Source organism: Citricoccus sp. SGAir0253 (assembly GCF_005877055.1).
Classification (GTDB): Bacteria; Actinomycetota; Actinomycetes; order Actinomycetales; family Micrococcaceae; genus Citricoccus.
This window is the reverse complement of the sequence record NZ_CP039424.1, coordinates 2,131,058-2,151,650: the sequence shown is the minus strand read 5'-3', so window position 1 is coordinate 2,151,650 and position 20,593 is coordinate 2,131,058. Positions and strand designations below refer to the sequence as shown.

At 74.8% G+C, this 20,593-nt stretch carries 20 protein-coding genes; 18 read left to right on the top strand and 2 right to left on the bottom strand.

The annotated features are described in order from the left end of the window. Position 1: 1 nt before the first annotated feature. The 5 genes from leuD (at position 2) to E7744_RS09485 (ending at position 5,062) form a co-directional block, all read left to right on the top strand. Positions 2 to 604 (top strand): 3-isopropylmalate dehydratase small subunit, encoded by a 603-nt coding sequence (gene leuD / locus E7744_RS09505; protein WP_137773907.1) that lies wholly within the window; start codon positions 2 to 4, stop codon positions 602 to 604. A 115-nt stretch (positions 605 to 719) separates the two neighbouring features. Next, complete coding sequence (murA, locus tag E7744_RS09500) at positions 720 to 2,066, top strand: UDP-N-acetylglucosamine 1-carboxyvinyltransferase (protein WP_137773906.1); 1,347 nt, start codon at positions 720 to 722, stop codon at positions 2,064 to 2,066. 10 nt (positions 2,067 to 2,076) lie between these two features. After that, positions 2,077 to 2,814 (top strand): 1-acyl-sn-glycerol-3-phosphate acyltransferase, encoded by a 738-nt coding sequence (locus tag E7744_RS09495; protein ID WP_137773905.1) that lies wholly within the window; start codon positions 2,077 to 2,079, stop codon positions 2,812 to 2,814. A 71-nt stretch (positions 2,815 to 2,885) separates the two neighbouring features. Further along, the gene (locus E7744_RS09490) at positions 2,886 to 3,902 is read left to right on the top strand and encodes an NAD(P)H-dependent glycerol-3-phosphate dehydrogenase (RefSeq protein ID WP_137774966.1); all 1,017 of its coding nucleotides are present in this window, start codon (positions 2,886 to 2,888) and stop codon (positions 3,900 to 3,902) included. A gap of 65 nt (positions 3,903 to 3,967) precedes the next feature. Continuing rightward, positions 3,968 to 5,062, top strand: a complete 1,095-nt coding sequence (locus E7744_RS09485; RefSeq protein WP_371415396.1) for a D-alanine--D-alanine ligase family protein — start codon at positions 3,968 to 3,970, stop codon at positions 5,060 to 5,062. Between the two features lie 48 nt (positions 5,063 to 5,110). Here the strand turns inward: E7744_RS09485 and E7744_RS09480 are convergent, their stop codons facing one another. Next, complete coding sequence (locus tag E7744_RS09480) at positions 5,111 to 5,698, bottom strand: DUF3515 domain-containing protein (protein WP_137773903.1); 588 nt, start codon at positions 5,696 to 5,698, stop codon at positions 5,111 to 5,113. Between the two features lie 141 nt (positions 5,699 to 5,839). Here E7744_RS09480 and E7744_RS09475 point away from each other — a divergent pair, with 141 nt between their 5' ends. The 5 genes from E7744_RS09475 to rsmD are packed head-to-tail and all read left to right on the top strand — an operon-like array spanning position 5,840 to position 12,296. Further along, positions 5,840 to 6,898: an LCP family protein gene (locus tag E7744_RS09475; RefSeq protein WP_246858382.1), complete on the top strand. Its 1,059-nt coding sequence runs from the start codon at positions 5,840 to 5,842 to the stop codon at positions 6,896 to 6,898. Positions 6,899 to 6,927: 29 nt separating this feature from the next. Then, positions 6,928 to 8,406 carry a polysaccharide biosynthesis tyrosine autokinase gene (locus E7744_RS09470; protein WP_137773902.1) on the top strand — a complete coding sequence of 493 codons (1,479 nt, stop codon included), beginning with the start codon at positions 6,928 to 6,930 and terminating at the stop codon, positions 8,404 to 8,406. A 10-nt stretch (positions 8,407 to 8,416) separates the two neighbouring features. Continuing rightward, positions 8,417 to 9,418, top strand: coding sequence for a DAK2 domain-containing protein (locus E7744_RS09465; protein ID WP_137773901.1), 1,002 nt, complete (start codon positions 8,417 to 8,419; stop codon positions 9,416 to 9,418). After that, the gene (locus tag E7744_RS09460; protein ID WP_137773900.1) at positions 9,415 to 11,673 is read left to right on the top strand and encodes an ATP-dependent DNA helicase RecG; all 2,259 of its coding nucleotides are present in this window, start codon (positions 9,415 to 9,417) and stop codon (positions 11,671 to 11,673) included. Before E7744_RS09465 ends, E7744_RS09460 begins: the two co-directional genes overlap by 4 nt. Positions 11,674 to 11,684: 11 nt before the next feature. Then, complete coding sequence (gene rsmD / locus E7744_RS09455; RefSeq protein ID WP_137773899.1) at positions 11,685 to 12,296, top strand: 16S rRNA (guanine(966)-N(2))-methyltransferase RsmD; 612 nt, start codon at positions 11,685 to 11,687, stop codon at positions 12,294 to 12,296. Here rsmD and E7744_RS09450 read toward each other — a convergent pair. Then, positions 12,293 to 13,696: an aminotransferase class I/II-fold pyridoxal phosphate-dependent enzyme gene (locus tag E7744_RS09450; protein WP_137773898.1), complete on the bottom strand. Its 1,404-nt coding sequence runs from the start codon at positions 13,694 to 13,696 to the stop codon at positions 12,293 to 12,295. The genes rsmD and E7744_RS09450 overlap by 4 nt on opposite strands. A 24-nt stretch (positions 13,697 to 13,720) precedes the next feature. Between E7744_RS09450 and coaD the strand changes: the two genes are divergently transcribed. The 8 genes from coaD to E7744_RS09410 all read left to right on the top strand — a co-directional run bounded on the left by coaD (position 13,721) and on the right by E7744_RS09410 (position 20,503). Continuing rightward, positions 13,721 to 14,200: a pantetheine-phosphate adenylyltransferase gene (gene coaD / locus E7744_RS09445; protein WP_137773897.1), complete on the top strand. Its 480-nt coding sequence runs from the start codon at positions 13,721 to 13,723 to the stop codon at positions 14,198 to 14,200. 65 nt (positions 14,201 to 14,265) lie between these two features. Beyond that, complete coding sequence (gene galU / locus E7744_RS09440) at positions 14,266 to 15,177, top strand: UTP--glucose-1-phosphate uridylyltransferase GalU (RefSeq protein WP_137773896.1); 912 nt, start codon at positions 14,266 to 14,268, stop codon at positions 15,175 to 15,177. A 176-nt stretch (positions 15,178 to 15,353) separates the two neighbouring features. Then, positions 15,354 to 15,956, top strand: coding sequence for a DUF177 domain-containing protein (locus E7744_RS09435; protein ID WP_137773895.1), 603 nt, complete (start codon positions 15,354 to 15,356; stop codon positions 15,954 to 15,956). A gap of 2 nt (positions 15,957 to 15,958) precedes the next feature. Continuing rightward, entirely contained in the window at positions 15,959 to 16,162 is a 204-nt protein-coding gene (gene rpmF / locus E7744_RS09430; RefSeq protein ID WP_137773894.1) for a 50S ribosomal protein L32, read from the top strand. A 7-nt stretch (positions 16,163 to 16,169) separates the two neighbouring features. After that, positions 16,170 to 16,943 carry a ribonuclease III gene (gene rnc, locus E7744_RS09425; protein WP_137773893.1) on the top strand — a complete coding sequence of 258 codons (774 nt, stop codon included), beginning with the start codon at positions 16,170 to 16,172 and terminating at the stop codon, positions 16,941 to 16,943. Next, complete coding sequence (gene mutM, locus E7744_RS09420; RefSeq protein WP_137773892.1) at positions 16,936 to 17,847, top strand: bifunctional DNA-formamidopyrimidine glycosylase/DNA-(apurinic or apyrimidinic site) lyase; 912 nt, start codon at positions 16,936 to 16,938, stop codon at positions 17,845 to 17,847. Before rnc ends, mutM begins: the two co-directional genes overlap by 8 nt. 97 nt (positions 17,848 to 17,944) lie before the next feature. Next, the gene (locus E7744_RS09415) at positions 17,945 to 19,201 is read left to right on the top strand and encodes an LCP family protein (RefSeq protein ID WP_137773891.1); all 1,257 of its coding nucleotides are present in this window, start codon (positions 17,945 to 17,947) and stop codon (positions 19,199 to 19,201) included. Between the two features lie 3 nt (positions 19,202 to 19,204). After that, positions 19,205 to 20,503 carry a glycosyltransferase family 4 protein gene (locus E7744_RS09410; RefSeq protein ID WP_137773890.1) on the top strand — a complete coding sequence of 433 codons (1,299 nt, stop codon included), beginning with the start codon at positions 19,205 to 19,207 and terminating at the stop codon, positions 20,501 to 20,503. Positions 20,504 to 20,593 lie beyond the last annotated feature (90 nt).

The following is a 20,593-nucleotide window of genomic DNA, read 5'->3' as shown; positions in this document are numbered from 1 at the left end:
CATGGAGCCGTTCTCCCAGCACACCGGCGTCGGCGTGCCGCTGAAGCAGTCCAACGTGGACACGGACCAGATCATCCCGGCCGTCTACCTCAAGCGCATCACCCGCACCGGGTTCGAGGACGCCCTGTTCGCCGGCTGGCGCAAGGACCCGGACTTCATCCTGAACCGGGAGCCGTACTCGGCCGGCAGCGTCCTCGTGGCGGGCCCCGACTTCGGCACCGGCTCCTCGCGCGAGCACGCGGTCTGGGCCCTGAAGGACTACGGCTTCCGCGCCGTGCTCTCCGCCCGGTTCGCCGACATCTTCCGCGGCAATGCCGGCAAGCAGGGCCTGGTGGCCGCCGAGGTGGCCCAGCAGGACATCGAGCTGATCTGGAAGGAGCTCGAGAACCACCCGGGCACGGAGGTCACCGTGGACCTGGCCTCGCGCACGGTCACCTGCGGCGCGGTCACCGCGGGCTTCCAGATCGACGACTACACGCGGTGGCGGCTGATGGAGGGCCTGGACGACATCGGGCTGACCCTGCGCACCGAGCAGGAGATCGCCGACTACGAGGCGGCACGGCCCGCCTTCAAGCCCGCCACGCTGCCGGCCCGCACGGCCTGAGCCGCTCCGGGCCGTATGCTGGAGGGCGGATCCGCGTCGCCGGGCACTTCTCCCCAGCGGATCCGCCACGACGACACGGCCCGACCCGGCGGGCCACGGAGGATAGCCACTGTCTATGGGAAATCTGCTGACGATCCACGGCGGCAAGCCGCTCGAGGGCCGCGTCCACGTGCGCGGTGCCAAGAACCTCGTGCCCAAGGCCATGGTGGCCTCACTGCTGGGCAGCAAGCCGTCCGTGCTCCGCAACGTCCCCGAGATCCGGGACGTGGACATCGTCACGGGGCTGCTCTCCGTCCACGGGGTCAAGGTGTCCAAGGACCCGGTCTCCGGTGACCTGACCCTGGACCCCTCGGACACCAAGTCCGCCACGAGCTCGGAGATCGACGCCCACGCCGGCGACTCGCGCATCCCGATCCTGTTCTGCGGCCCGCTGATGCACTCCATCGGCGAGGCGTTCATCCCCGACCTCGGCGGCTGCCGGATCGGCGACCGGCCGATCGACTTCCACCTCACCGTGCTGCGCAGCTTCGGAGCGGTCGTGGAGAAGCGCCCCGGCGGCATCCACATCTCGGCGCCGCGGGGCCTCACCGGGGCCAAGCTGGACCTGCCCTACCCGTCCGTCGGGGCCACCGAGCAGGTGCTGCTGACGGCCGTCAAGGCCGAGGGCATCACGGAGCTCAAGGGCGCCGCCGTCGAGCCGGAGATCCACGACCTGATCGCGATCCTGCAGAAGATGGGCGCGATCATCTCGGTCCAGACGGACCGCACGATCCGCATCGAGGGCGTCTCCGAGCTCTCCGGGTTCAACCACCGTGCCATCCCGGACCGCAACGAGTCGGCCTCCTGGGCCTCCGCGGCGCTCGTGACGCAGGGCGACATCTACGTCGAGGGCGCCATGCAGCGCGACCTGACCGCCTTCCTGAACACCTACCGCAAGGTCGGCGGGGAGTTCGACGTGGACGACGAGGGCATCCGCTTCTGGCACGCCGGCGGGCCGCTCAAGCCGCTCGTGCTCGAGACGAACGTGCACCCCGGGTTCATGACCGACTGGCAGCAGCCCCTCGTCGTGGCCCTGACGCAGGCCAAGGGCGTGTCGATCGTGCACGAGACCGTGTACGAGAACCGCTTCGGCTTCACCGACGCGCTCGTGCGGATGGGCGCGAACATCCAGCTGCACCGCGAGTGCCTGGGCTCCGTGCCCTGCCGCTTCGGCCAGCGCAACTTCCTGCACTCGGCCGTCATCTCCGGCCCCACGGAACTGCGCGGCGCCGACTTCGACATCCCGGACCTGCGCGGCGGGTTCTCGCACCTCATCGCGGCCCTCGCCGCCCGCGGGACCTCCCACGCCACCGGGATCGAGATCATCAACCGCGGCTACGAGAGGTTCATGGACAAGCTGACCGGCCTGGGCGCCGACGTGGAGCTCAGCAGCACCGGCGAGCTCGCCGGCACCGTCCGCTAGGGGGAGGGCCGTGACCGCATCCACCGGGCTCCGCGCCGGATACCTCGCCGCGTCCTTCCTCGTCCGCCCCGTCCTGAACGCCCTGATGGCCAAGGACTGGGAGGGCACGGAGCACCTGCCGGACACCGGGTTCATCGTGTGCGCCAACCACGTCTCGAACCTGGACCCGCTGGCCATGGGGCACTTCGTGTACAACCAGGGCCACCTGCCGCACTTCCTGGCCAAGGCCGAGCTGTTCCAGATCCCCGTGGTCGGGGGCCTGCTCGGCGCGATGCGCCAGATCCCGGTGGACCGCGCGCGCGGCGGCAACGACTCGCTCGTGGCCGCCGACGCGGTGCTGGCGGAGGGCGGGGCCATCATCATCTACCCCGAGGGCACGCTCACCTCGGACCCCGGCCTGTGGCCCATGAAGGCCAAGACCGGGGCCGCCCGGCTCGCCCTCAAGACCGGGGTGCCCGTGGTGCCCGTGGCCCAGTGGGGGATCCAAGACGTGCTGCCGCGCACCGCGAAGGTGCCCTCCGTGCGCCCGCGCCGCACCGCGCGCATCCGGGTCGGGGCCCCCGTGTCCCTCGAGGACCTGCGGGGCTCGGCCCTGACGCGCTCCGTGCTGGACGCGGCGAGCGAGCGGATCATGTCCGCGATCACCGCCGAGCTCGAGGTCCTGCGCGGCGAGCCGGCCCCCGCGGGGCGCTGGAACCCCCGCACCGGGCAGCGCGAGGCCGGGCCGCGGGAACCGGGCCGCCCGTGAGCGCCGGGACGGCAGCGGACCCGACGGCGGCGCCCGCCACCGCTGGCGCGTCCCGGACGCGCCCCGAGGGCGTGGCGGTCATCGGCGCCGGCAGCTGGGGGACCACCTTCGCCAAGGTCCTGGCGGACAGCGCGGCCGAGCGCGGCGTCGCCGACCCGCGGATCGTGCTGTGGGCGCGCCGGCCCGAGGTGGCCGAGGACATCACCGTGCGCCGCCGCAACGAGGACTACCTGCCCGGCATCGCCCTGCCGCCGGCGCTCACGGCCACCACGGACCTCGCCGCCGCCGTCGAGGGCGCCGGCCTCGTGGTCCTGGCCATCCCGGCCCAGGAGGTGCGCGGGCACCTGCCGGCCCTGCGCGGGGTGCTGTCCCCGGACGCCGTCGTGGTGTCCCTCGTCAAGGGCCTCGAGCGCGGCACGGACGCGCGGATGAGCGAGCTGTGCACCGAGGGCCTGGGGCTCTCGCCCGAGCGCTTCGCGGTGGTCTCGGGACCGAACCTGGCCCTCGAGATCGCCCGGGAGGAGCCCACCGCCACCGTGGTCGCCTCCGCCGACCCGGAGACCGCCGCGTGGGTCGCCACCCGCGTCGCCGGGCGCTACCTGCGGCCCTACACCAACACGGACGTGGTGGGCGTGGAGATCTGCGGGGTGGTGAAGAACGTCATCGCGCTGGCCGTGGGCATCTGCGACGGCCAGGGACTGGGGGACAACTCCAAGGCCTCGATCATCACGCGCGGGCTCGCGGAGACCGCGCGGCTCGCGGAGCGGCTGGGCGGCCAGGCCGAGACCCTCGCGGGGCTGGCCGGCCTCGGGGACCTCGTGGCGACGTGCGCCTCGCCGCTGTCCCGCAACCGCAGCGCCGGCCGGCTGCTGGGCCAGGGGCTCACGGTCGAGGAGGCCACCGCCCGGCTGCGCCAGACCGCCGAGGGCATCAAGTCCGTGTCGGCCGTGGTCGACCTGGCCCGCCGCCACGGGGTGGAGATGCCCATCAGCGAGGCCATGAACGCCGTCATCGCGGGCCGGCTGGACGTCGGCACGCTCGCCGGGCTCCTGCTGGCCCGGGACCTCAAACCGGAAGGACGACAGTGACCGAGGACTCCACACGCCAGTCGGGCCCACGCCACCCCGGGACCGGACGGGACGGCCGGCTCCGGGTGCTCGTGCTGTTCGGCGGCCGCTCGAGCGAGCACCCCATCAGCTGTATCACCGCGGCCGGCGTGCTCAAGGCCATGGACCCGGACCGGTACGAGGTGGTGCCGGTGGGCATCACCACGGGCGGGCGCTGGAACGCCGTCGCCGCGGACCCGGGCGAGTGGGGCCTGGGCGGCCCCGAGCTGCCCTCCGTGCCCGAGCCCGAGCACCCGGTCGTCCTCGGGGCCCGCCCCGACGGCGGCCACGAGCTGCGCTGCGCCACCACCTCCGAGTCCTTCGGTCCCGTGGACGTGGTGTTCCCGCTGCTGCACGGGCCCTTCGGGGAGGACGGCACCATCCAGGGGCTCCTGGAGATGGCGGACGTGCCCTACGTGGGCCCGGGCGTGCTCGCCTCGGCGGTGGGCATGGACAAGCACTTCATGAAGATCGCCTTCGCCGCCGCCGGGCTGGCCGTGGGCCCGTGGGAGACCATCACGGACCGCGACTGGCGCAGCGCCCCCGAGGCGGCGCTGGACCGGGCCGAGGCGCTCGGCTACCCCCTGTTCGTCAAGCCCGCGCGGGCCGGGTCGTCCATGGGCATCAGCCGGGTGACGGACCGCGACGGGCTGCGGACCGCGGTGTGCGTGGCCCGCGAGCTGGACCCCAAGGTCGTCGTCGAGGCCGGGATCGTGGGCCGCGAGATCGAGTGCGCCGTGCTGGACGGGCACGGCACCGAGGCGCCGCGCGCCTCGCTGCCCGGGGAGATCGTGGTCCACGCCGGGGCCTCCGAGCACGAGTTCTACGACTTCCAGGCCAAGTACCAGGACGACACCGCCGCGGACCTGTCCTGCCCCGCGGACCTGCCGGAGGAGGCGATCGACCAGGTGCGCCGGCTCGCCGTGCGCGCCTTCGACGCGGTGGACGCCGAGGGCCTGTCCCGCGTGGACTTCTTCTACACCCCGGACGGCCGCTTCGTCATCAACGAGATCAATACCATGCCCGGGTTCACCCCGATCAGCATGTACCCGGCCATGTGGGAGCGCTCCGGGCTGCCGTACCCGGCGCTCATCGACGAGCTGCTGTCCCTCGCCCTCGAGCGCGGGACGGGGCTGCACTAGCGGCCCGGACGGGCCGGCCGGACGGACACCCGGCCGGGCCGGCGCCGGTCACGGGGACGGCGAGGCGCCCGGGATGGTCTGCGAGGGCGCGGAGGTGCACCCGCCGCTCGCCGGGACGCGGGCGACCGCGGAGGCCAGGTCCACCATGACGGAGCTCGAGCCGGCGCGGGTGTCGTCGAAGAGGACCTCGATCGCGGGCGTGCGACCGTAGGTCGTCAGGGTCCAGAACTCGCCGTCGTCCCGGGTCACCCAGTCCACGCCGTTGGCCGTGACGCAGTGCTCCGTCGTCGGGCCGGGGGTGGGCACCCCGCAGCGCAGGATGACGGCCGCCGGGTCCCCCCAGGCCGCCGTCGCCTGGCTGTCCGTCTCGCGTCGCTCGTGGCCGGCCACGGCGTCCGGCAGGGAGACCATCGCCTCGGCGCACAGCGGGTCCGTGGCCTCCGGGGCCGGCTCGACGTCGGCGACCGGCGCGGAGCAGCCGGCGAGCACGGCGGCCCCGCCGAGCGCCGCGAGCGCGGTGAGCGCCCGGGCGTGCGCGGGCCGCGGGGAGGCCGGGGGCACCCCCGGCCGCGCGGCGGGCCGCCGGCGGGGCCGCGGGCGGGGGAGGAGGCTGCCGGTCGGGCCGTCGTGACGCATCCGTCCAGCCTACGCCGGGGTCCCGGAGCGGTGCCGTAGCATGGATCACGCACGCCTGACGAGGGGCTGTTCGGGCGGGGACCCCGGGGGCGTGCGCCGACCCAGGACCGACCACCGCGCCCGCACCCCGGAGGACCCCCCGTGTCTCAGCCCGTGCCCCCCGACGTCCCGGCCCCCCGCGGGGAGGGCCCCGGGGGCACCCGGCGGGGCCGCCGCCGGCGGACGGCGTGGATCGTCCTGGGCCTGGTGCTGGCGCTCGTGCTCGGGGCCGGGGTGGTCGCCGTCGGGTACCTCTCCAATCTCGCCACCACGTTCGACCACGGCACCCAGAAGTTCGAGTCGGCCTTCCCGGACGAGACCGCCCGGCCCGGGAAGGCGGAGGCCCGCGAGGGCCGGCACGAGCCGGTCAACATCCTGCTGCTCGGCGCCGACTCGGGCGGCGGCTCCGGCGAGACCGAGGAACTCCCCGGCGTCCCCCAGTCCGGCCGCTCGGACACCATGATGTGGGTGCACGTGCCGGGGGACCGCAGCCGGGTGTACGTCATGTCCGTCATGCGCGACCTCTGGGTGGACATCCCGGACGAGGGCACCCACAAGCTCAACTCGGCCTACTCCTTCGGCGGCGTGCCGAAGGCGGTGCAGACCCTGGAGTCGATGTTCGGCGCGCGGATCGACCACGTCGTCGCGGTGGACCTCGAGGGCTTCCGGGGGCTCGTGGACTCGCTGGGCGGCGTGGAGATCGACAACCCGCGCGCGTTCGAGTCCGGCCACGGGGACGTCTTCCCGGCCGGTCCCCAGGTCATGGACGGGGAGACGGCCCTGGCCTTCGTGCGGGAGCGCTACGCGTTCGCGGACGGGGACTACTCGCGCGTCGCCAACCAGCAACTGTTCCTGAAGGCCGTCGCCGAGCGCGTCCTGACGCCGGAGACGCTGGCGAACCCGGGTAGGATCACGGACATGGTCACCGGGCTGTCTCCCTACCTGACGGTGGACGATTCCCTCGATGCGGGCGAGATGGTCGCGATCGGCCGGACCATGACGGACCTGCGCGCGGACGACGTCGAGATGTTCACGGTGCCCACGAGGGGCATCGGGCGCGCCGGGGGGCAATCGGTCGTCTGGCCCGACGAGCAGGCGATCGAGCAGATCGGCGAGGCGCTGGCCCAGGACGAGATGGCGTCCTATCGAGCCGGTCAGTGACCGGTACCACCACGAGAAAGGATCGCGACTTGGACCTGCGCGACTACATCCGGATCCTGCGGAACAACTGGCTGTCGATTCTGCTGATCACCCTCCTGGGCGTCGCCGTCGCCGCCGGCGCCACGGCGCTGACCAAGCCGACCTACACCGCCCGGACCCAGATCTTCGTGGCCGTGAACTCGGGGGAGACGGCCACCGACATCCTGCAGGGCTCCAGCTTCTCGGAGAAGCGCGTCACGTCCTACGTCACCCTCGCCACGAGCCCGCGCGTGCTGCAGCCCGTCGTCGACGAGCTGGGCCTGGACACCTCCGCCGCCGGCCTGGCCGCCGCCGTGGAGGCCACCGCCCCGCCGCAGACCGTCCTGATCAACCTCACCGCGAGCGACCAGGACCCGGCCCAGGCCGCCCGGATCGCCAACGCGGTGGCCGAGTCGCTGATCACCACCGTCTACGAGGTGGAGGACCCCGAGGGCGGCAACGACCCGATCGTGGACCTGTCCGTGGTGGAGGCCGCCGCCGTGCCGCTGTCCCCCTCGAGCCCGCGGGTGGCCCTGAACCTCGTCCTCGGCCTCGTGGTGGGCGCCGCCCTCGGCGTGGCGTTCGCCCTGCTGCGCAGCCTGCTCGACTCCCGGATCCGCAGCCGCGAGGACGTCGAGCGGATCACGGACGCCCCCGTGCTCGGCTCCTTCCCGGACCACAAGGGCGCGGAGGAGGAGCCGCTCATCTCCCTGGACGACCAGTTCGACCCGCGCGCGGAGAACTACCGGCAGCTGCGCACCCACCTGAAGTTCACCAACGTCGACGGCGGCACCCAGTCGGTCGTGGTCACCTCCTCCATCCCCGGCGAGGGCAAGACCACCACCACGTGCAACCTCGGGATCATGCTGGCCGAGTCCGGCAGCCGGGTCCTGGTCATCGACGCCGACCTGCGCCGTCCGCGCGTGGCCAAGACCCTCGGCCTCGAGGGCGCCGTGGGCCTGTCCACGATCCTCTCCGGGCAGGTCGACCTCGAGGACGCCGTGCAGTCGTGGGGCCCGGACGGTGAGCTGGACGTCATCACCTCCGGCGAGATCCCGCCGAACCCCTCCGAGCTGCTCGGCTCCGAGGCGATGCGCCGGCTGCTGCGCCAGCTCGAGGGCCGCTACGACGTGGTGCTGCTCGACGCCCCGCCGCTGCAGCCGGTCACCGACCCGAGCGTGCTGGCCGCGATGACCTCCGGCGTCATGCTGGTGCACCGCGTGGACGGCTACGTGCACCGCGAGCAGCTCCAGGGCGGCCTGGACAGCCTCGCGTCCGTGGAGGCGCGCCTGCTGGGCCTCGTCCTGACCCGCGTGCCGAGCCGGCGCGGGGCCTACTACGCCTACCAGTACGCCTACGAGTCGGACCCGGCCCAGGTCGCCACCGGCCGGCGCTCCTCCGGCGGCGGCCGGCCCTCCTCCGACGGCCAGCCCACGTCCCGCCGCGGCGCGGGCGAGCAGAAGGCCCTGACGGGTATGCGACTCCGGTGAGCCGCCGCTCATGAGCGCGGACGACGAGACACCCCGACCGCGGCCCGCCTCGCGGGTCCACCAGTGGCTCGCGCTGGCCGAGACGGCCCTGGGCAACGCCTCGGACCGCATGGACGCGATCAACATCTTCCCGGTCCCGGACGGGGACACCGGGACGAACCTGTACGGCACCGTGCGCGCCGCCCGGGCGGCGCTGGAGGCCGAGACGACCGAGGACGTCGGGGCCCTGCTGTCCGTGGCCGGCCGCGCCGCGCTGGACCAGGCCCGCGGCAACTCCGGCACGCTGCTGGCCGTCATCCTCATCGGGATGTCCGAGCCGCTCACGGGCCACGAGCGCCTCGCGGCCCCCACGCTGGCGGTGGCGCTGGACCGGGCCCGGACCAGCGCGTGGGCCGCGCTCTCGGACCCGCAGGAGGGCACCATGCTCACGGTGCTCGCGGCCGCGGCCCGGGCCGCCTCGGAGTACGTGGCGGCCCGGTCCGGCCTGTCGGCCGACCAGGCGATGGGCCGCAAGGAGCTCGGCGGGGCGCTGGACGCGATCGTCGCGGCCGCGTGGAGTGCCGTGGTCCAGACCGAGGGCCAGCTGCCGGCCCTGGCGGAGGCCCACGTGGTGGACGCCGGCGGCATGGGCCTGCTGCTCGTGCTGGACTCGCTGCGGGCCACCGTGGCCGGCACGGGGATCGACCCCGGCCTGCTGGACGGCCTGCACGGCTTCGCCCCGCAGGACCCGCACATCCACCGGGACCGTGACCTCCCGGTGGGCTTCGAGCTGATGTGCAGCATCTCCCTGGAGCCGCTGGCCGCCGCCACCCTGCGGTTCGAGCTCAACGAGGTCGGCGACTCGGTGATCATGAGCCCGGTGGACGCCACGGGCGACGGCGAGGGCCCCGTCCGCTGGCGCGTGCACGCCCACGTGGAGGACCGCGAGGCGGCCGTCGCGCTGGTCCGCCGCGCCGGGGACCCGGAGAACCTCGTCATCACCGCCCTGCGCGATCCGGAGCAGCCCCGGTGAGCCCGGACCCGTTGCGGCAGCCGCTGGACCGGCTCCTGGGCGGGAAGACCGGCCAGCGGCTGGGGCGGGAGCTGGGGCTGGAGACGGCCCAGGACCTGCTGGAGCACTTCCCGCGCCGCTGGATCGAGCGCGGGGAGATGACCCCGATCGCCTCCCTGCCGGTGGGGGAGCAGGTCACGGTGGTGGCGCGGGTGGTCTCCGTGGACCGGCGGCCCATGCACTCGCGCCGCGGCTTCATCGTGGACGTCACCGTCACCGACGACGACACCGCCCGCCCGGCCTCGCTCGACATGGCCTTCTTCAACGGCTACGACGCCCAGCGCCGGCTGCGGCCGGGACTGCGCGCCATGTTCCACGGCCGGACCGTGCTGTACCGGGGCGCGCTGACCCTCAACAACCCCGACTTCACCGTGCTGGACGAGTCCGAGGAACCGGGCCGGGAGGACCTGGCCCCCGTGCCGCTCTACCCGGCCACCGCGAAGGTGCCCAGCTGGGTGCTGCGCAGCTCGGTCGCCACCGTCCTCGACGCGCTGGACTGGGCCGGCGTCGTGGACCCCGTGCCGGCCGGGCTGCTGGAGGAGGGCTCGGACGACGCCGTGCCGCTGCCCGGGCTCGCCCAGGCCTACCGGGACGTGCACCGACCGCTCGAGGTGCGGGAGGCCCGGCGGGCGCTGCGGCGGTTCGCGCTGCAGGAGGCGCTCGTGCTGCAGGGCGCGCTGGCCGTGCGCCGGCAGGCCGCGGCCTCGGGGCGGGCCGTCGCCCGGCCGCCGGCCGCGGACGGGCTGCTCGCCGCCCTCGACCGGCAGCTGCCCTTCACCCTGACCCCCGGCCAAGTCTCCGCGGGGCAGGCGCTGTCCGCGGACCTGTCCGGCGACCGGCCGATGAGCCGGCTGCTGCAGGGCGAGGTCGGCTCCGGCAAGACCCTCGTGGCCCTGCGGGCCATGCTGCAGGTGGTCGACGCCGGCGGCCAGGCCGCGCTCGTGGCCCCCACCGAGGTGCTGGCCGCCCAGCACCACCGCTCCCTGACGGAGGTCCTCGGCCCGCTCGCCCGGGCCGGGCGCCTCGACGCGCCGGACGGGCCGGCCACCGAGGTCGTCCTGCTGACCGGCTCCATGCCCGCGGCCCAGCGCCGGGAGGCCCTCCTGCGGATCGCCTCGGGGCAGGCGGGGCTGGTGGTCGGCACCCACGCCCTGTTCTCCGGCACCGTGCAGTTCGCCGACCTCGGCCTGGCCGTGGTGGACGAGCAGCACCGCTTCGGCGTGGACCAGCGCGAGGCGCTGCGCCGCGCCAATCCCGGCACCCACCTGCTGGTGATGAGCGCCACCCCGATCCCGCGCTCCGTGGCCATGACGGTGTTCGGCGACCTCGACCTCACGGTGCTGCCCGGGCTGCCCTCGGGCCGCCGGCCCGTGGCCACCCACCTGGCCCGGATGGCCCACGGGCCGCGGATCATCGCCCGGGTGTGGGAGGTCATCGCCGAGCAGGTGGCCGCGGGCCGCCAGGCCTTCGTGGTCTGCCCCAAGATCGACCCGGCGGACGCCGCGGACGCGGACGAGGGCGGGGGCGACCTGGCCGGCCCGGACGGCGCCGACGGCGGCGAGGGCGCGGGCGGCCCCGCCCCCGCGCGCGATCGCCGGCACGACGCCGCGGTGGAGGACATGGTCCCGCGCCTGGCCTCGCTGCCGGCACTGCGCGGCGCGCGCGTGGCCGGGCTGCACGGGCGCCAGGACCAGCAGCTCCAGGCCGAGACGATGGCCCGCTTCGTCGCCGGGGACGTGGACGTCCTCGTGGCGACCACCGTGGTCGAGGTGGGCGTGGACGTGCCCAACGCCACCGTGATGGCCATCCTCGACGCGGACGCGTTCGGGCTGTCCACCCTGCACCAGCTGCGCGGCCGCGTGGGCCGCGGGCCGGCGGCCTCGACCTGCCTGCTCGCCACCCGGCTGCCGGACGGGCACCCCGCCGTGGAGCGGCTCGAGGTCGTGGCCGGCACCCAGGACGGCCTCGAGATCGCCCGGGCGGACGTGCAGCAGCGCGGCGAGGGGGACGTGCTCGGCGCCGCCCAGCACGGCGGCAGCCGCCTGAGGGTGCTCAAGGTGCTGCGCCATGCCGACCTGATCGAGCTGTCCGCCGGCTGGGTGGCCGAGCACCAGGCGCCGGACGGGACGCTGGCCGGGCACCCCGCCCTGGCCGAGGCGGTCCGCGCGTGGGAGGCCGGGCACCAGGACAGCGGCGAGTACCTGCAGAAGGGCTGAGAGGACCACACATGCCGAGGATCATCGCCGGCCGGGCCGGCGGACTGCAGCTGGCCTCCGTCCCGGGGGACGGGACGCGGCCGACCACCGACCGGACGCGGGAGGCGCTGTTCTCCTGGCTCGCCACGCGCGGCTGGCTGGAGGGCACCGCCGTCGCCGACCTGTTCGCCGGCTCCGGCGCGCTCGGCGGGGAGGCGGCCAGCCGGGGCGCGGACCGCGTCCTGCTCGTCGAGCGGGACCGGCGGGCCGCCGCGGTGTGCCGGCGCAACGCCGCCGAGCTCAACCGGCGGCTGGGGCGGCCGGTCGTCGAGGTGGCGGCGGGCGCCGTCGACCACGTCCTGGCCGGCGGGACCGGGGCCGGGCCCTGGGACCTCGTGCTCGCCGACCCGCCCTACCCGCTGGAGGGCCCGGCCCTCGCCGCCACCCTCGGGCGCATCGCGGCCGTCCTCGTCCCCGGCGGGCTGCTCGTGCTCGAGCGCTCGGCCCGGTCGGCCGAGCCGGACTGGCCGGCCGGGATGGAGCCGCTGGAGTGGCGCGACTACGGCGAGACCCGCCTGTACTTCTGCCTGCGCGCCGATGAGCCGGAGGCCGCCGGGGCACCGGGGACGGTGGAGGCTCCCTAGGCCCCGGGGGAGAGCGCGCCGGGCAGCGCCGCGAACCGGCGCACCGCCTCCTCGATGACCTCGGGGCGCTTGCAGAACGCCCACCGCATCCAGGACCGCAGCCCCGCGGGGGGCGCCGCGGCGTGCCCGGCCGCGCCGCCGCCGTCGTTCCCGCCGTGACCGGGGCCCGGAGCGCCAGCGGGCGCCGGCGCCGCCCCGGGACGGCACAGCGCGCTCACCGGGATGCCCACGACGCCGGCCCGGGCGGCCAACGCGCCGGCGGCGGCCGCGGCGTCCGGCAGGCCCAGGGGCGCGAGGTCCGTCACCGTGAAGTAGCCCGCGGCGGGCACCACGGGGTCGAGTCCGGCGGCCCGCAACCCGGCCACGAGCCGGTCCCGGGACCGCCGGTACCGGTCCCGCTGCTCGGCCAGGAAGGCGTCGCCCTCCGCCAGCGCCTCCGCGACCGCCAGCTGGTAGGCGGGCCCCGAGGAGTAGGTCAGGTACTGCTTGACGGAGCGCACCGCGGCCACGAGCTCCTCCGGGCCGGTCACCCAGCCCACCTTCCAGCCGGTCAGGGAGAAGCTCTTGCCGGCGGAGGAGACCGTCAGGGTGCGCTCCCACGCGCCGGGCACGGCGGCCACCGGGTGGTGGCGCCCCTCGTAGACGAGGTGCTCGTACACCTCGTCGCTGAGCACGAGCACGTCGTGCCGGGCGCACGCCGCGATGAGCCGACCCAGCAGCGCCCCGTCCGGGACGGCCCCCGTGGGGTTGTGCGGGACGTTCAGCACGGCCAGCCGCGTGCGCGGCGTCAGGGCCCGGGCGAACGCCTCGGGGTCGGGGAGGAAGTGCGGCGGCTCCAGGGGCACGGTGACCAGGCGGGCGCCGGTGAGCGCGGTGACGAAGGCGTAGGAGTCGTAGAACGGCTCGAACGCCACCACCTCGTCCCCGGGTCCGACGAGCGCCAGCAGGGCCGCGGCGATCCCCTCGGTGGCCCCCGTGGTCACGACCACCTCGCGGTCCGGGTCCGGGTCCAGCCCGTGGTGGCGCCGCTGGTGGCCGGCGATCGCCTGCCGCAGCACGGGCAGGCCCACCCCGGGGGCGTACTGGTTCGCCAGGTCCGCCCCGGTGCGCACGGCCTCGGCGGCCCGCGCGCGGATCCACTCCGGGCCGTCGGCGTCCGGGAAGCCCTGGCCGAGGTTGACGGCCCCGTGCCGCCGGGCCAGTCCGGTCATCGTCTCGAAGACGGTCGGGGTCGGGGCGTCACCGGCGAGCAGCCCGGCCGCCGCGGCGCCCCGCTGCCAGGGCCGGTGCGCGGGGCGGGGACCCGGGGCGCCGACGGGGTCGCCGGCGGCCGGGGCGGTGGTGGCGGGCCCGCCCGGGGCGGCCCGGTCCGGGGGCGTGCGGTCGGCTGTGGTTCCCATGCGTCCCCATAGTATGTTCGGTCCATGCGCCGCGCTGTCTGCCCCGGATCCTTCGACCCCCTGCACAACGGCCACGTGGAGGTGATCGCGCGGGCGTCCAACCTCTTCGACGAGATCATCGTGGCGGTGTCCACGAACTACGCCAAGAGCCACCGGTTCGACGCGGACACCCGGATCGAGATGATCCGCGAGACCGTCTCCTCCCTCCAGGGGATCTCCGTGGTGCCCATGGGCGACGGCCTGCTGGCCGAGTTCTGCCGCAAGGCCGGGGCCAACGCGATCATCAAGGGCCTGCGCAACACCACGGACCTGAACTACGAGATGCCCATGGCCGCCATGAACCGGCACCTCACCGGCGTCGAGACGGTGTTCCTGCCCACGGACGGTCGCTACGCGCACCTGTCCTCCTCCCTCATCAAGGAGGTCAGCCAGCTCGGCGGGGATGTCTCCGAGTTCGTCCCCCGCGCGGTGATGCGCCGGCTCGCGGAGTCCACCGGCGCCTGACCTGCGCGGTCGCCCCGTGGAGAGCCGGTCGACGGGCGTCCACCTCGGCGGGTTATCCTGCCCCCATGACTGATCGCTCGAGGACCTCACGCACCCACAAGGCCGTCATCCCCGCCGCGGGGCTGGGCACCCGCTTCCTGCCGGCCACCAAGGCCATGCCCAAGGAGATGCTCCCGGTGGTGGACAAGCCGGCCATCCAGTACGTCATCTCGGAGGCCCGCGCCGCCGGCCTCGACGACGTGCTCATGGTCACGGGGCGGAGCAAGCGGGCGCTGGAGGACCACTTCGACCGGGTGCCGGCGCTCGAGCGCACGCTCGAGCTCAAGGGCGACTTCTCCAAGCTGGACAAGATCCAGGAGGCCACCAACCTCGGGGACATCCACTTCATCCGCCAGGTGGACGCCAAGGGGCTGGGCCACGCCGTGCTGTGCGCCCGCCAGCACGTGGGGAACGAGCCCTTCGCCGTGCTGCTCGGCGACGACCTGATCGACGAGCGGGAGCACCTGCTGCAGCGGATGATCGACGTGCAGCAGGAGCGGGGCGGCTCGGTGGTGGCCCTCATGGAGGTGCCGCGCGAGAACATCTCCGCCTACGGCGTGGCCGAGGTGGAGCCGGTGCCCGGCGCGTCCGAGGACGTGGTCCGCGTGACCGGTCTCGTGGAGAAGCCGGCCGCCGAGGACGCCCCGTCCAACCTGGCCGTCATCGGCCGCTACGTGCTGGACCCCGTGGTGTTCCAGATCCTGCAGCGCACCGGCCCGGGCCGCGGCAACGAGATCCAGCTGACCGACGCCCTGCAGGTGCTGGCCGAGGGCACGGGCGAGGGCTTCGGCGTGCACGCCGTGGTCTTCCGCGGCACCCGCTACGACACGGGGGACAAGCTCAGCTACCTGAAGGCCGTGATCGAGCTGGCCAGCGCGCGCGAGGACCTGGGCCCCGAGCTGCGGCCCTGGCTCAAGGAGTTCGCCGCGACCCTCTGAGCGCGCACGGCGCCGTCCGGGGCGGACGGCGCCGGCCGGTACCGGCCACCGGTGCGCCATTTGGACCGATGCGTCGCGAGCGGCTAGACTGGGGAGCCGGTCCTGAGGGTTCTGCCCTGCCCGGATTCCACCCGGAGTCCGAACCGTCGTCCATTGTCCGTCCGGAAGGAATGCTGATGCCCGCGTCATCGTCCCCGGCGGCCAGTGACGCCTGGGTGGTCTCCGTCAAGGACCTGGTGCGCAGCCCGGGGTCCATGCGGACCCTCGAGGAGCGGTGGCCAGCCCCTGAGGCACTGTCCACCCCGCTCATCGGCATCCCGGAGGACTCTCCCGTGGACGTCGAGCTGCGCCTGGAAGCGGTCCATGAAGGCATTCTGGTCACCGGCGAGGCGCATGCCGAGCTCGTGGGAGAGTGCAGTCGCTGCCTGGACCCGATCCGGGACGGGATCACCGTGGACCTGCAGGAGCTCTTCCTCTCCGCCCCCTCCGAGGGCGGCGGGGACGAGGAGCGCCTGGTGGTGCACGAGACCGTGGACCTGGAGCCCGTCCTCCGGGACGCCGTGGTGACGGCCCTGCCGTTCCAGCCGGTGTGCCGGCCGGACTGCCAGGGCCTGTGCCCCGAGTGCGGCATCCGCCTCGAGGACGCCCCGGACGACCACGTCCACGAACAGCTGGATCCGCGCTGGGCGGCGCTGGCTGCACTGACGAAGGACCCAGCCGAGGCCGGCACCGCCGGCCCGGACCAGAAGACCTCATCCGACGAGACAGAAGAGAGATAGCCGTGGCAGTTCCGAAGCGGAAGATGTCCCGTTCCAACACGCGTGCCCGCCGTTCGCAGTGGAAGGCCACCGTGCCCCCGCTGGTGAAGTCCGTGGAGAACGGCCGCGTCACCTACCGCCTGGCGCACCAGGCGCAGGTCGTGACCGACTCGGCCGGCACGCCGTTGTTCCTGGAGTACAAGGGCCGCAAGGTCGCCGACGCCTGAGGTGCCCATGGCGCCCCGTTCGTCCGGTCCGCACCGGTCGGAAGCGTCCGGCCGGGCGACAACTGAAGACCTGCTCGAGCGTCTCGGGGTCGGCATCGACCCCGGGACGCTCGCGCTTGCCCTGACGCACCGCTCCTACGCGTACGAGCACGGCGGGCTGCCCACGAACGAGCGCCTCGAGTTCCTCGGGGACTCCGTGGTCGGCTTCGTGGTCACGGACCACCTGTACCGCACCCACCCCACGCTGCCCGAGGGCGACCTGGCGCGGATGCGCGCCGCCGTGGTGTCCACGCGCGCGCTGGCCTCGGTGGCCCGGTCCATCGGCGTCGGCGCGGCCATCCTCCTCGGCGAGGGGGAGAAGCGCACCCGCGGCCGGGACAAGGACTCCATCCTCGCGGACACCATGGAGGCGCTCATCGGCGCCACCTACATGGAGTGCGGGATGGACGAGGCGCGCGCGCTCGTGCACCGGCTCGTCGTGCCGCTGCTGGACGACGAGCTCGCGATGGGCGCCGGGACCGACTGGAAGACGTACATCCAGGAGGCCGCCGCCGGCGGCGGGCTCGGCGGCATCGAGTACCGCATGGAGTCCACGGGCCCGGACCATGACAAGGTCTTCACCGCCACGCTCGTGGTCGGCGGGACCCCCTACGCCTCCGGCACCGGGTCCTCCAAGAAGGAGGCCGAGCGGCAGGCGGCCGAGCGCTCCTGGCCGCTGGTCTCCGCCGCGGCCGGGGCGGCCCCTCCCGGCACCGGCACCCCGGCGGGCGCCGGTGCCTGAGCTGCCCGAGGTCGAGGTCGTCCGGCGCGGCCTCGAGCGCTGGGCGGCCGGCCGCCCGGTCTCGGCCGTCGAGGTCCTCGACGTCCGCTCCACCCGACGGCACGGCGCCGGCCCGGACGACTTCGCCGCCCGGCTCGCCGGGTCGCGCCTGGCCGTGCCCGAGCGGCGCGGCAAGTACCTCTGGATCCCGCTGGCGGGGGAGGACAGCGCCCTCGTCGCGCACCTGGGGATGAGCGGACAGCTCCTCGTGAACGATCCCGCGGACCCCGCCCCGCGGCACCTGCGCATCCGGCTGCTGCTCGAGCCGGGCGAGGACGACGCGGACCGTTCGCGGGAACTGCGGTTCGTGGACCAGCGCATCTTCGGCGGGCTGTTCCTGGACCGGCTCGTCCCCGCGGACGACCTGCCGGGCCAGCTGCTGCCGGCCTCCGTGGCCCACATCGGGCGGGACCCGCTGGACCCGGCGTTCGACCCCGAGGCGGTGCACCTGCGGCTGCGCGGCCGCCGGACCGGTCTCAAGCGCGCGCTGCTGGACCAGTCGCTCGTCTCGGGGATCGGCAACATCTACGCGGACGAGGCCCTGTGGCGTGCCCGGCTGCACTATGCCCGCCCCACGGACACGATCAACCGGACCGAGTCCGCGCGCCTGCTCGCCGCCGTCCACGAGGTGATGGAGGAGGCGCTCGCCCAGGGCGGGACGAGCTTCGACTCCCTGTACGTCAACGTCAACGGCGAGTCGGGATACTTCGACCGCTCCCTCGACGCCTACGGCCGGGCCGGCCTGCCGTGCCGCCGGTGCGCCGCCGAGGGCCGCGTCTCGCTCATCGTGCGCCGGCCCTTCATGAACCGGTCCTCCTCGTACTGCCCCCGCTGCCAGCCGGTGCCGCGCCGGGCCCGCTGGTAGCGGGGCGCCGCGTCCGCCCCGGCCACGCCGTTGCCCGGGCCGACGGGCCGCCCCGGTCTACCATGGGACGGATCCGCCCTGTCGATAGGAACCCTTCGTGCCCTCCACTGACCCAGACCAGTACGCGCCGCGCCGTGCCAGCGGGGCCCCGTCCCGGCGGCGCCGCACCGTGAGGAACGTCCTGCTCGCCCTCGGGGCCCTGGTGCTGGTGGTGCTCGTGGTCGCCGGCGTCTACGTCTGGCAGGTGGCCTCGGCGTTCAACGACAAGCGCCAGACCGTGGACGCGGGGATCGCCACGGAGCAGGCCCCGGACGGTGCCCTGAACATCCTGCTGATGGGCTCGGACTCCCGGGGCGAGGGCCGGGACACGGCGGAGAACAAGGGGGAGGAGGGGCAGCGCTCGGACACGATGATGCTCGTCCACGTCCCCGCCGACCGGCAGGACGTGTACGTCATGTCGATCGTGCGCGACCTGTGGGTCACCATCCCCGAGCATGGAGCGCGGAAGGTCAACGCCGCGCTCGACCTCGGCGGCTACCCGCTCGTGACCCAGACGATGCAGGACCTGCTGGGCGTCCAGGTGGACCACCTGGCGGTCATCGACTTCGAGGGCTTCAACGGGCTCACCAGCGCCCTGGGCGGGGTCACCGTGTGCAACCCGGCCACCTTCTCCTCCGGGCAGGTCAACCCCTCCTACTTCCCCCGCGGCGAGGTCCTCCTGGAGGGCTCCGACGCCCTGCGCTACGTGCGCGAGCGCAAGGCCTTCGCGGGCGGGGACTTCGACCGGGTGCAGAACCAGCAGCGGTTCGTGGCGGCCGTCGTGGACCGGCTGCTCACGGCCAGGACCCTGGCCGACCCCCAGCGCGTCATGGACGTCGTGGACGCCCTGGCCCCGTTCATCACCGTGGACGAGGGCCTGGACGCCGCGACCATCGCCGGCTACGGCCTCCAGCTCAACGGGATCCGCAGCGGCGACATCCACATGTTCACCATCCCGCACGGCCCCCCGACGGCGGGCCCCGGGGGCGCCTCGATCGTCGAGCAGGACTTCGAGGCCATGGACGACCTGCGGGCCGCCCTGGCCGGCGACGACCTCGGCTCCTTCCTGGACGAGGGGTCCGGGGACGACGGCGAGAACTCCGGCAGCGCCTCCACGGATGCATCGAGCGCAGGAGCCACGGCGACCCCGGACGGCGCCGGAGCCAGCGCCGACGGTGGATCGGCGCCCTCGGCGGACGCCACCGCGTCCGAGGAAGCCCCGTCCCCCTCGGACGCCGGGGCCACCCCGAGCCCCACGGAGCCGGCGGCCAGCGCGACCCCCACCTCGCCCGCGGCCGCGTGCGCGGGGGCCTGACCCGTGCGCCTGCTGCTCCTCACGCACTCCTACCTCCCCGAGCGCACGCCGCCCCAGCGCCGCTGGCAGGCGTTCGTCCGGTCGTTCCGCGAGGCGGGCTGGGAGGTCGACGTCGTCGTCCCCGAGCCGGACGCCGGTGCCGTCCCCGCCACCGCGCGGGCTGCCGGCCGCGCGCCCGCCGGCGGTGCCGGCGAGCCGGTGCGGTCCTCGCGGCCCGGCCGCGCGGCCGTGGGACCGGTGGGGGAGCGCATCTGGCGCACGCCCCGCATCCGGCGGCTGGACGCCACGCGCGACGGCCGGTTCCTCGGGCACGTCGTCCACGCCCTGGCGGCGATCCCGGTCGCGCTGCGCGCCAAGGCGCCGGACATCGTCGTGGTCACCGTCCCCGCCCTGCCCACCGTGGTGGCCGGCTGGGCGGTGTCCCGGCTGCGCCGCCGGCCACTCGTGGTGGAGATGCGCGACGCCTGGCCGGACCTCGCCCGGGAGTCCGGCGCCGCGCCCGGGTCCCTCAGCCGCCTCATGGAGGCGCTCGTGACGGGCACCCAGCGCGCCGCCGACCTGGTGGTGACGGTGACGCAGGGCTTCGGCGACCGCCTGGCCGAGCGCGGCGTGGGACCGGTGGCCGTGGTGGGCAACGGCGTGGAGCTCGCGGACATCGAGGCGCTGCCCCAGCGCGAGCGGCCCGCCGGGGAGCTCCACGTGCTCTACCTCGGCAACCACGGTGAGAGCCAGGGGCTGGAGACCGTCATCCGCGCCGCGGCGCTGCTGCGCTCCGGGCCCGAGCGGATCGAGGTCCGGCTGGTCGGCTCCGGCACCCGGCGCCGGGAGCTCGAGGAGCTCAACGACGCCCTGGGCCGGCCGGTCACCATGCTGGGGCCCGTCCACGGCCGGGCGCTGCGGGAGCAGTACGAGTGGGCGGACACCTGCGTGGTCGCGCTGCGCCCGGACTGGCCGAGCTTCGCCTGGACGATCCCCTCGAAGACCTACGAGCTGCTCGCGGTGGGCCGGCACGTGACGGGACTGGTCACGGGCGAGGCCGCGGGGGTGCTGGCGGCGTCCGGCGCCGCCGACCTCGCCGAGGCCGAGCCCGGGGCCGTCGCCGCCCTGTGGCGGCGCCTCGCCGCAGACCCCGCGGCGACGCGGACGGACGGCTCGGGCCGGCACTGGATCGCCGACCACGCGGACCTGCCCGTGCTGGGCTGGCGCTTCGTGGACCTGGCCACCGCGGTGGCGCGGGAGGCTGCCCCGCGCGGGGCGGGCGCGGGCGGCGGTGTCGGGCACACCGAGGCCCCGGGCCTATAATCGCCACTGACCCACCGGCCCCGTGGCCGGGCCACGGTGCCGCGCTCGGCCATCCTCGATGCCCCGGCCCCACCGGTCCGTGGCAGGGAC

Excerpts from the sequence above, each read along its gene's own strand:
- leuD (WP_137773907.1), top strand. The coding sequence starts at position 2 with ATGGAGCCGTTCTCCCAGCACACCGGCGTCGGCGTGCCGCTGAAGCAG.
- murA (WP_137773906.1), top strand. The coding sequence starts at position 720 with ATGGGAAATCTGCTGACGATCCACGGCGGCAAGCCGCTCGAGGGCCGC.
- E7744_RS09480 (WP_137773903.1), bottom strand. The coding sequence starts at position 5,698 with ATGCGTCACGACGGCCCGACCGGCAGCCTCCTCCCCCGCCCGCGGCCC.
- E7744_RS09465 (WP_137773901.1), top strand. The coding sequence starts at position 8,417 with ATGAGCGCGGACGACGAGACACCCCGACCGCGGCCCGCCTCGCGGGTC.
- rsmD (WP_137773899.1), top strand. The coding sequence starts at position 11,685 with ATGCCGAGGATCATCGCCGGCCGGGCCGGCGGACTGCAGCTGGCCTCC.
- E7744_RS09450 (WP_137773898.1), bottom strand. The coding sequence starts at position 13,696 with ATGGGAACCACAGCCGACCGCACGCCCCCGGACCGGGCCGCCCCGGGC.
- coaD (WP_137773897.1), top strand. The coding sequence starts at position 13,721 with ATGCGCCGCGCTGTCTGCCCCGGATCCTTCGACCCCCTGCACAACGGC.
- galU (WP_137773896.1), top strand. The coding sequence starts at position 14,266 with ATGACTGATCGCTCGAGGACCTCACGCACCCACAAGGCCGTCATCCCC.
- E7744_RS09435 (WP_137773895.1), top strand. The coding sequence starts at position 15,354 with ATGCCCGCGTCATCGTCCCCGGCGGCCAGTGACGCCTGGGTGGTCTCC.
- rnc (WP_137773893.1), top strand. The coding sequence starts at position 16,170 with ATGGCGCCCCGTTCGTCCGGTCCGCACCGGTCGGAAGCGTCCGGCCGG.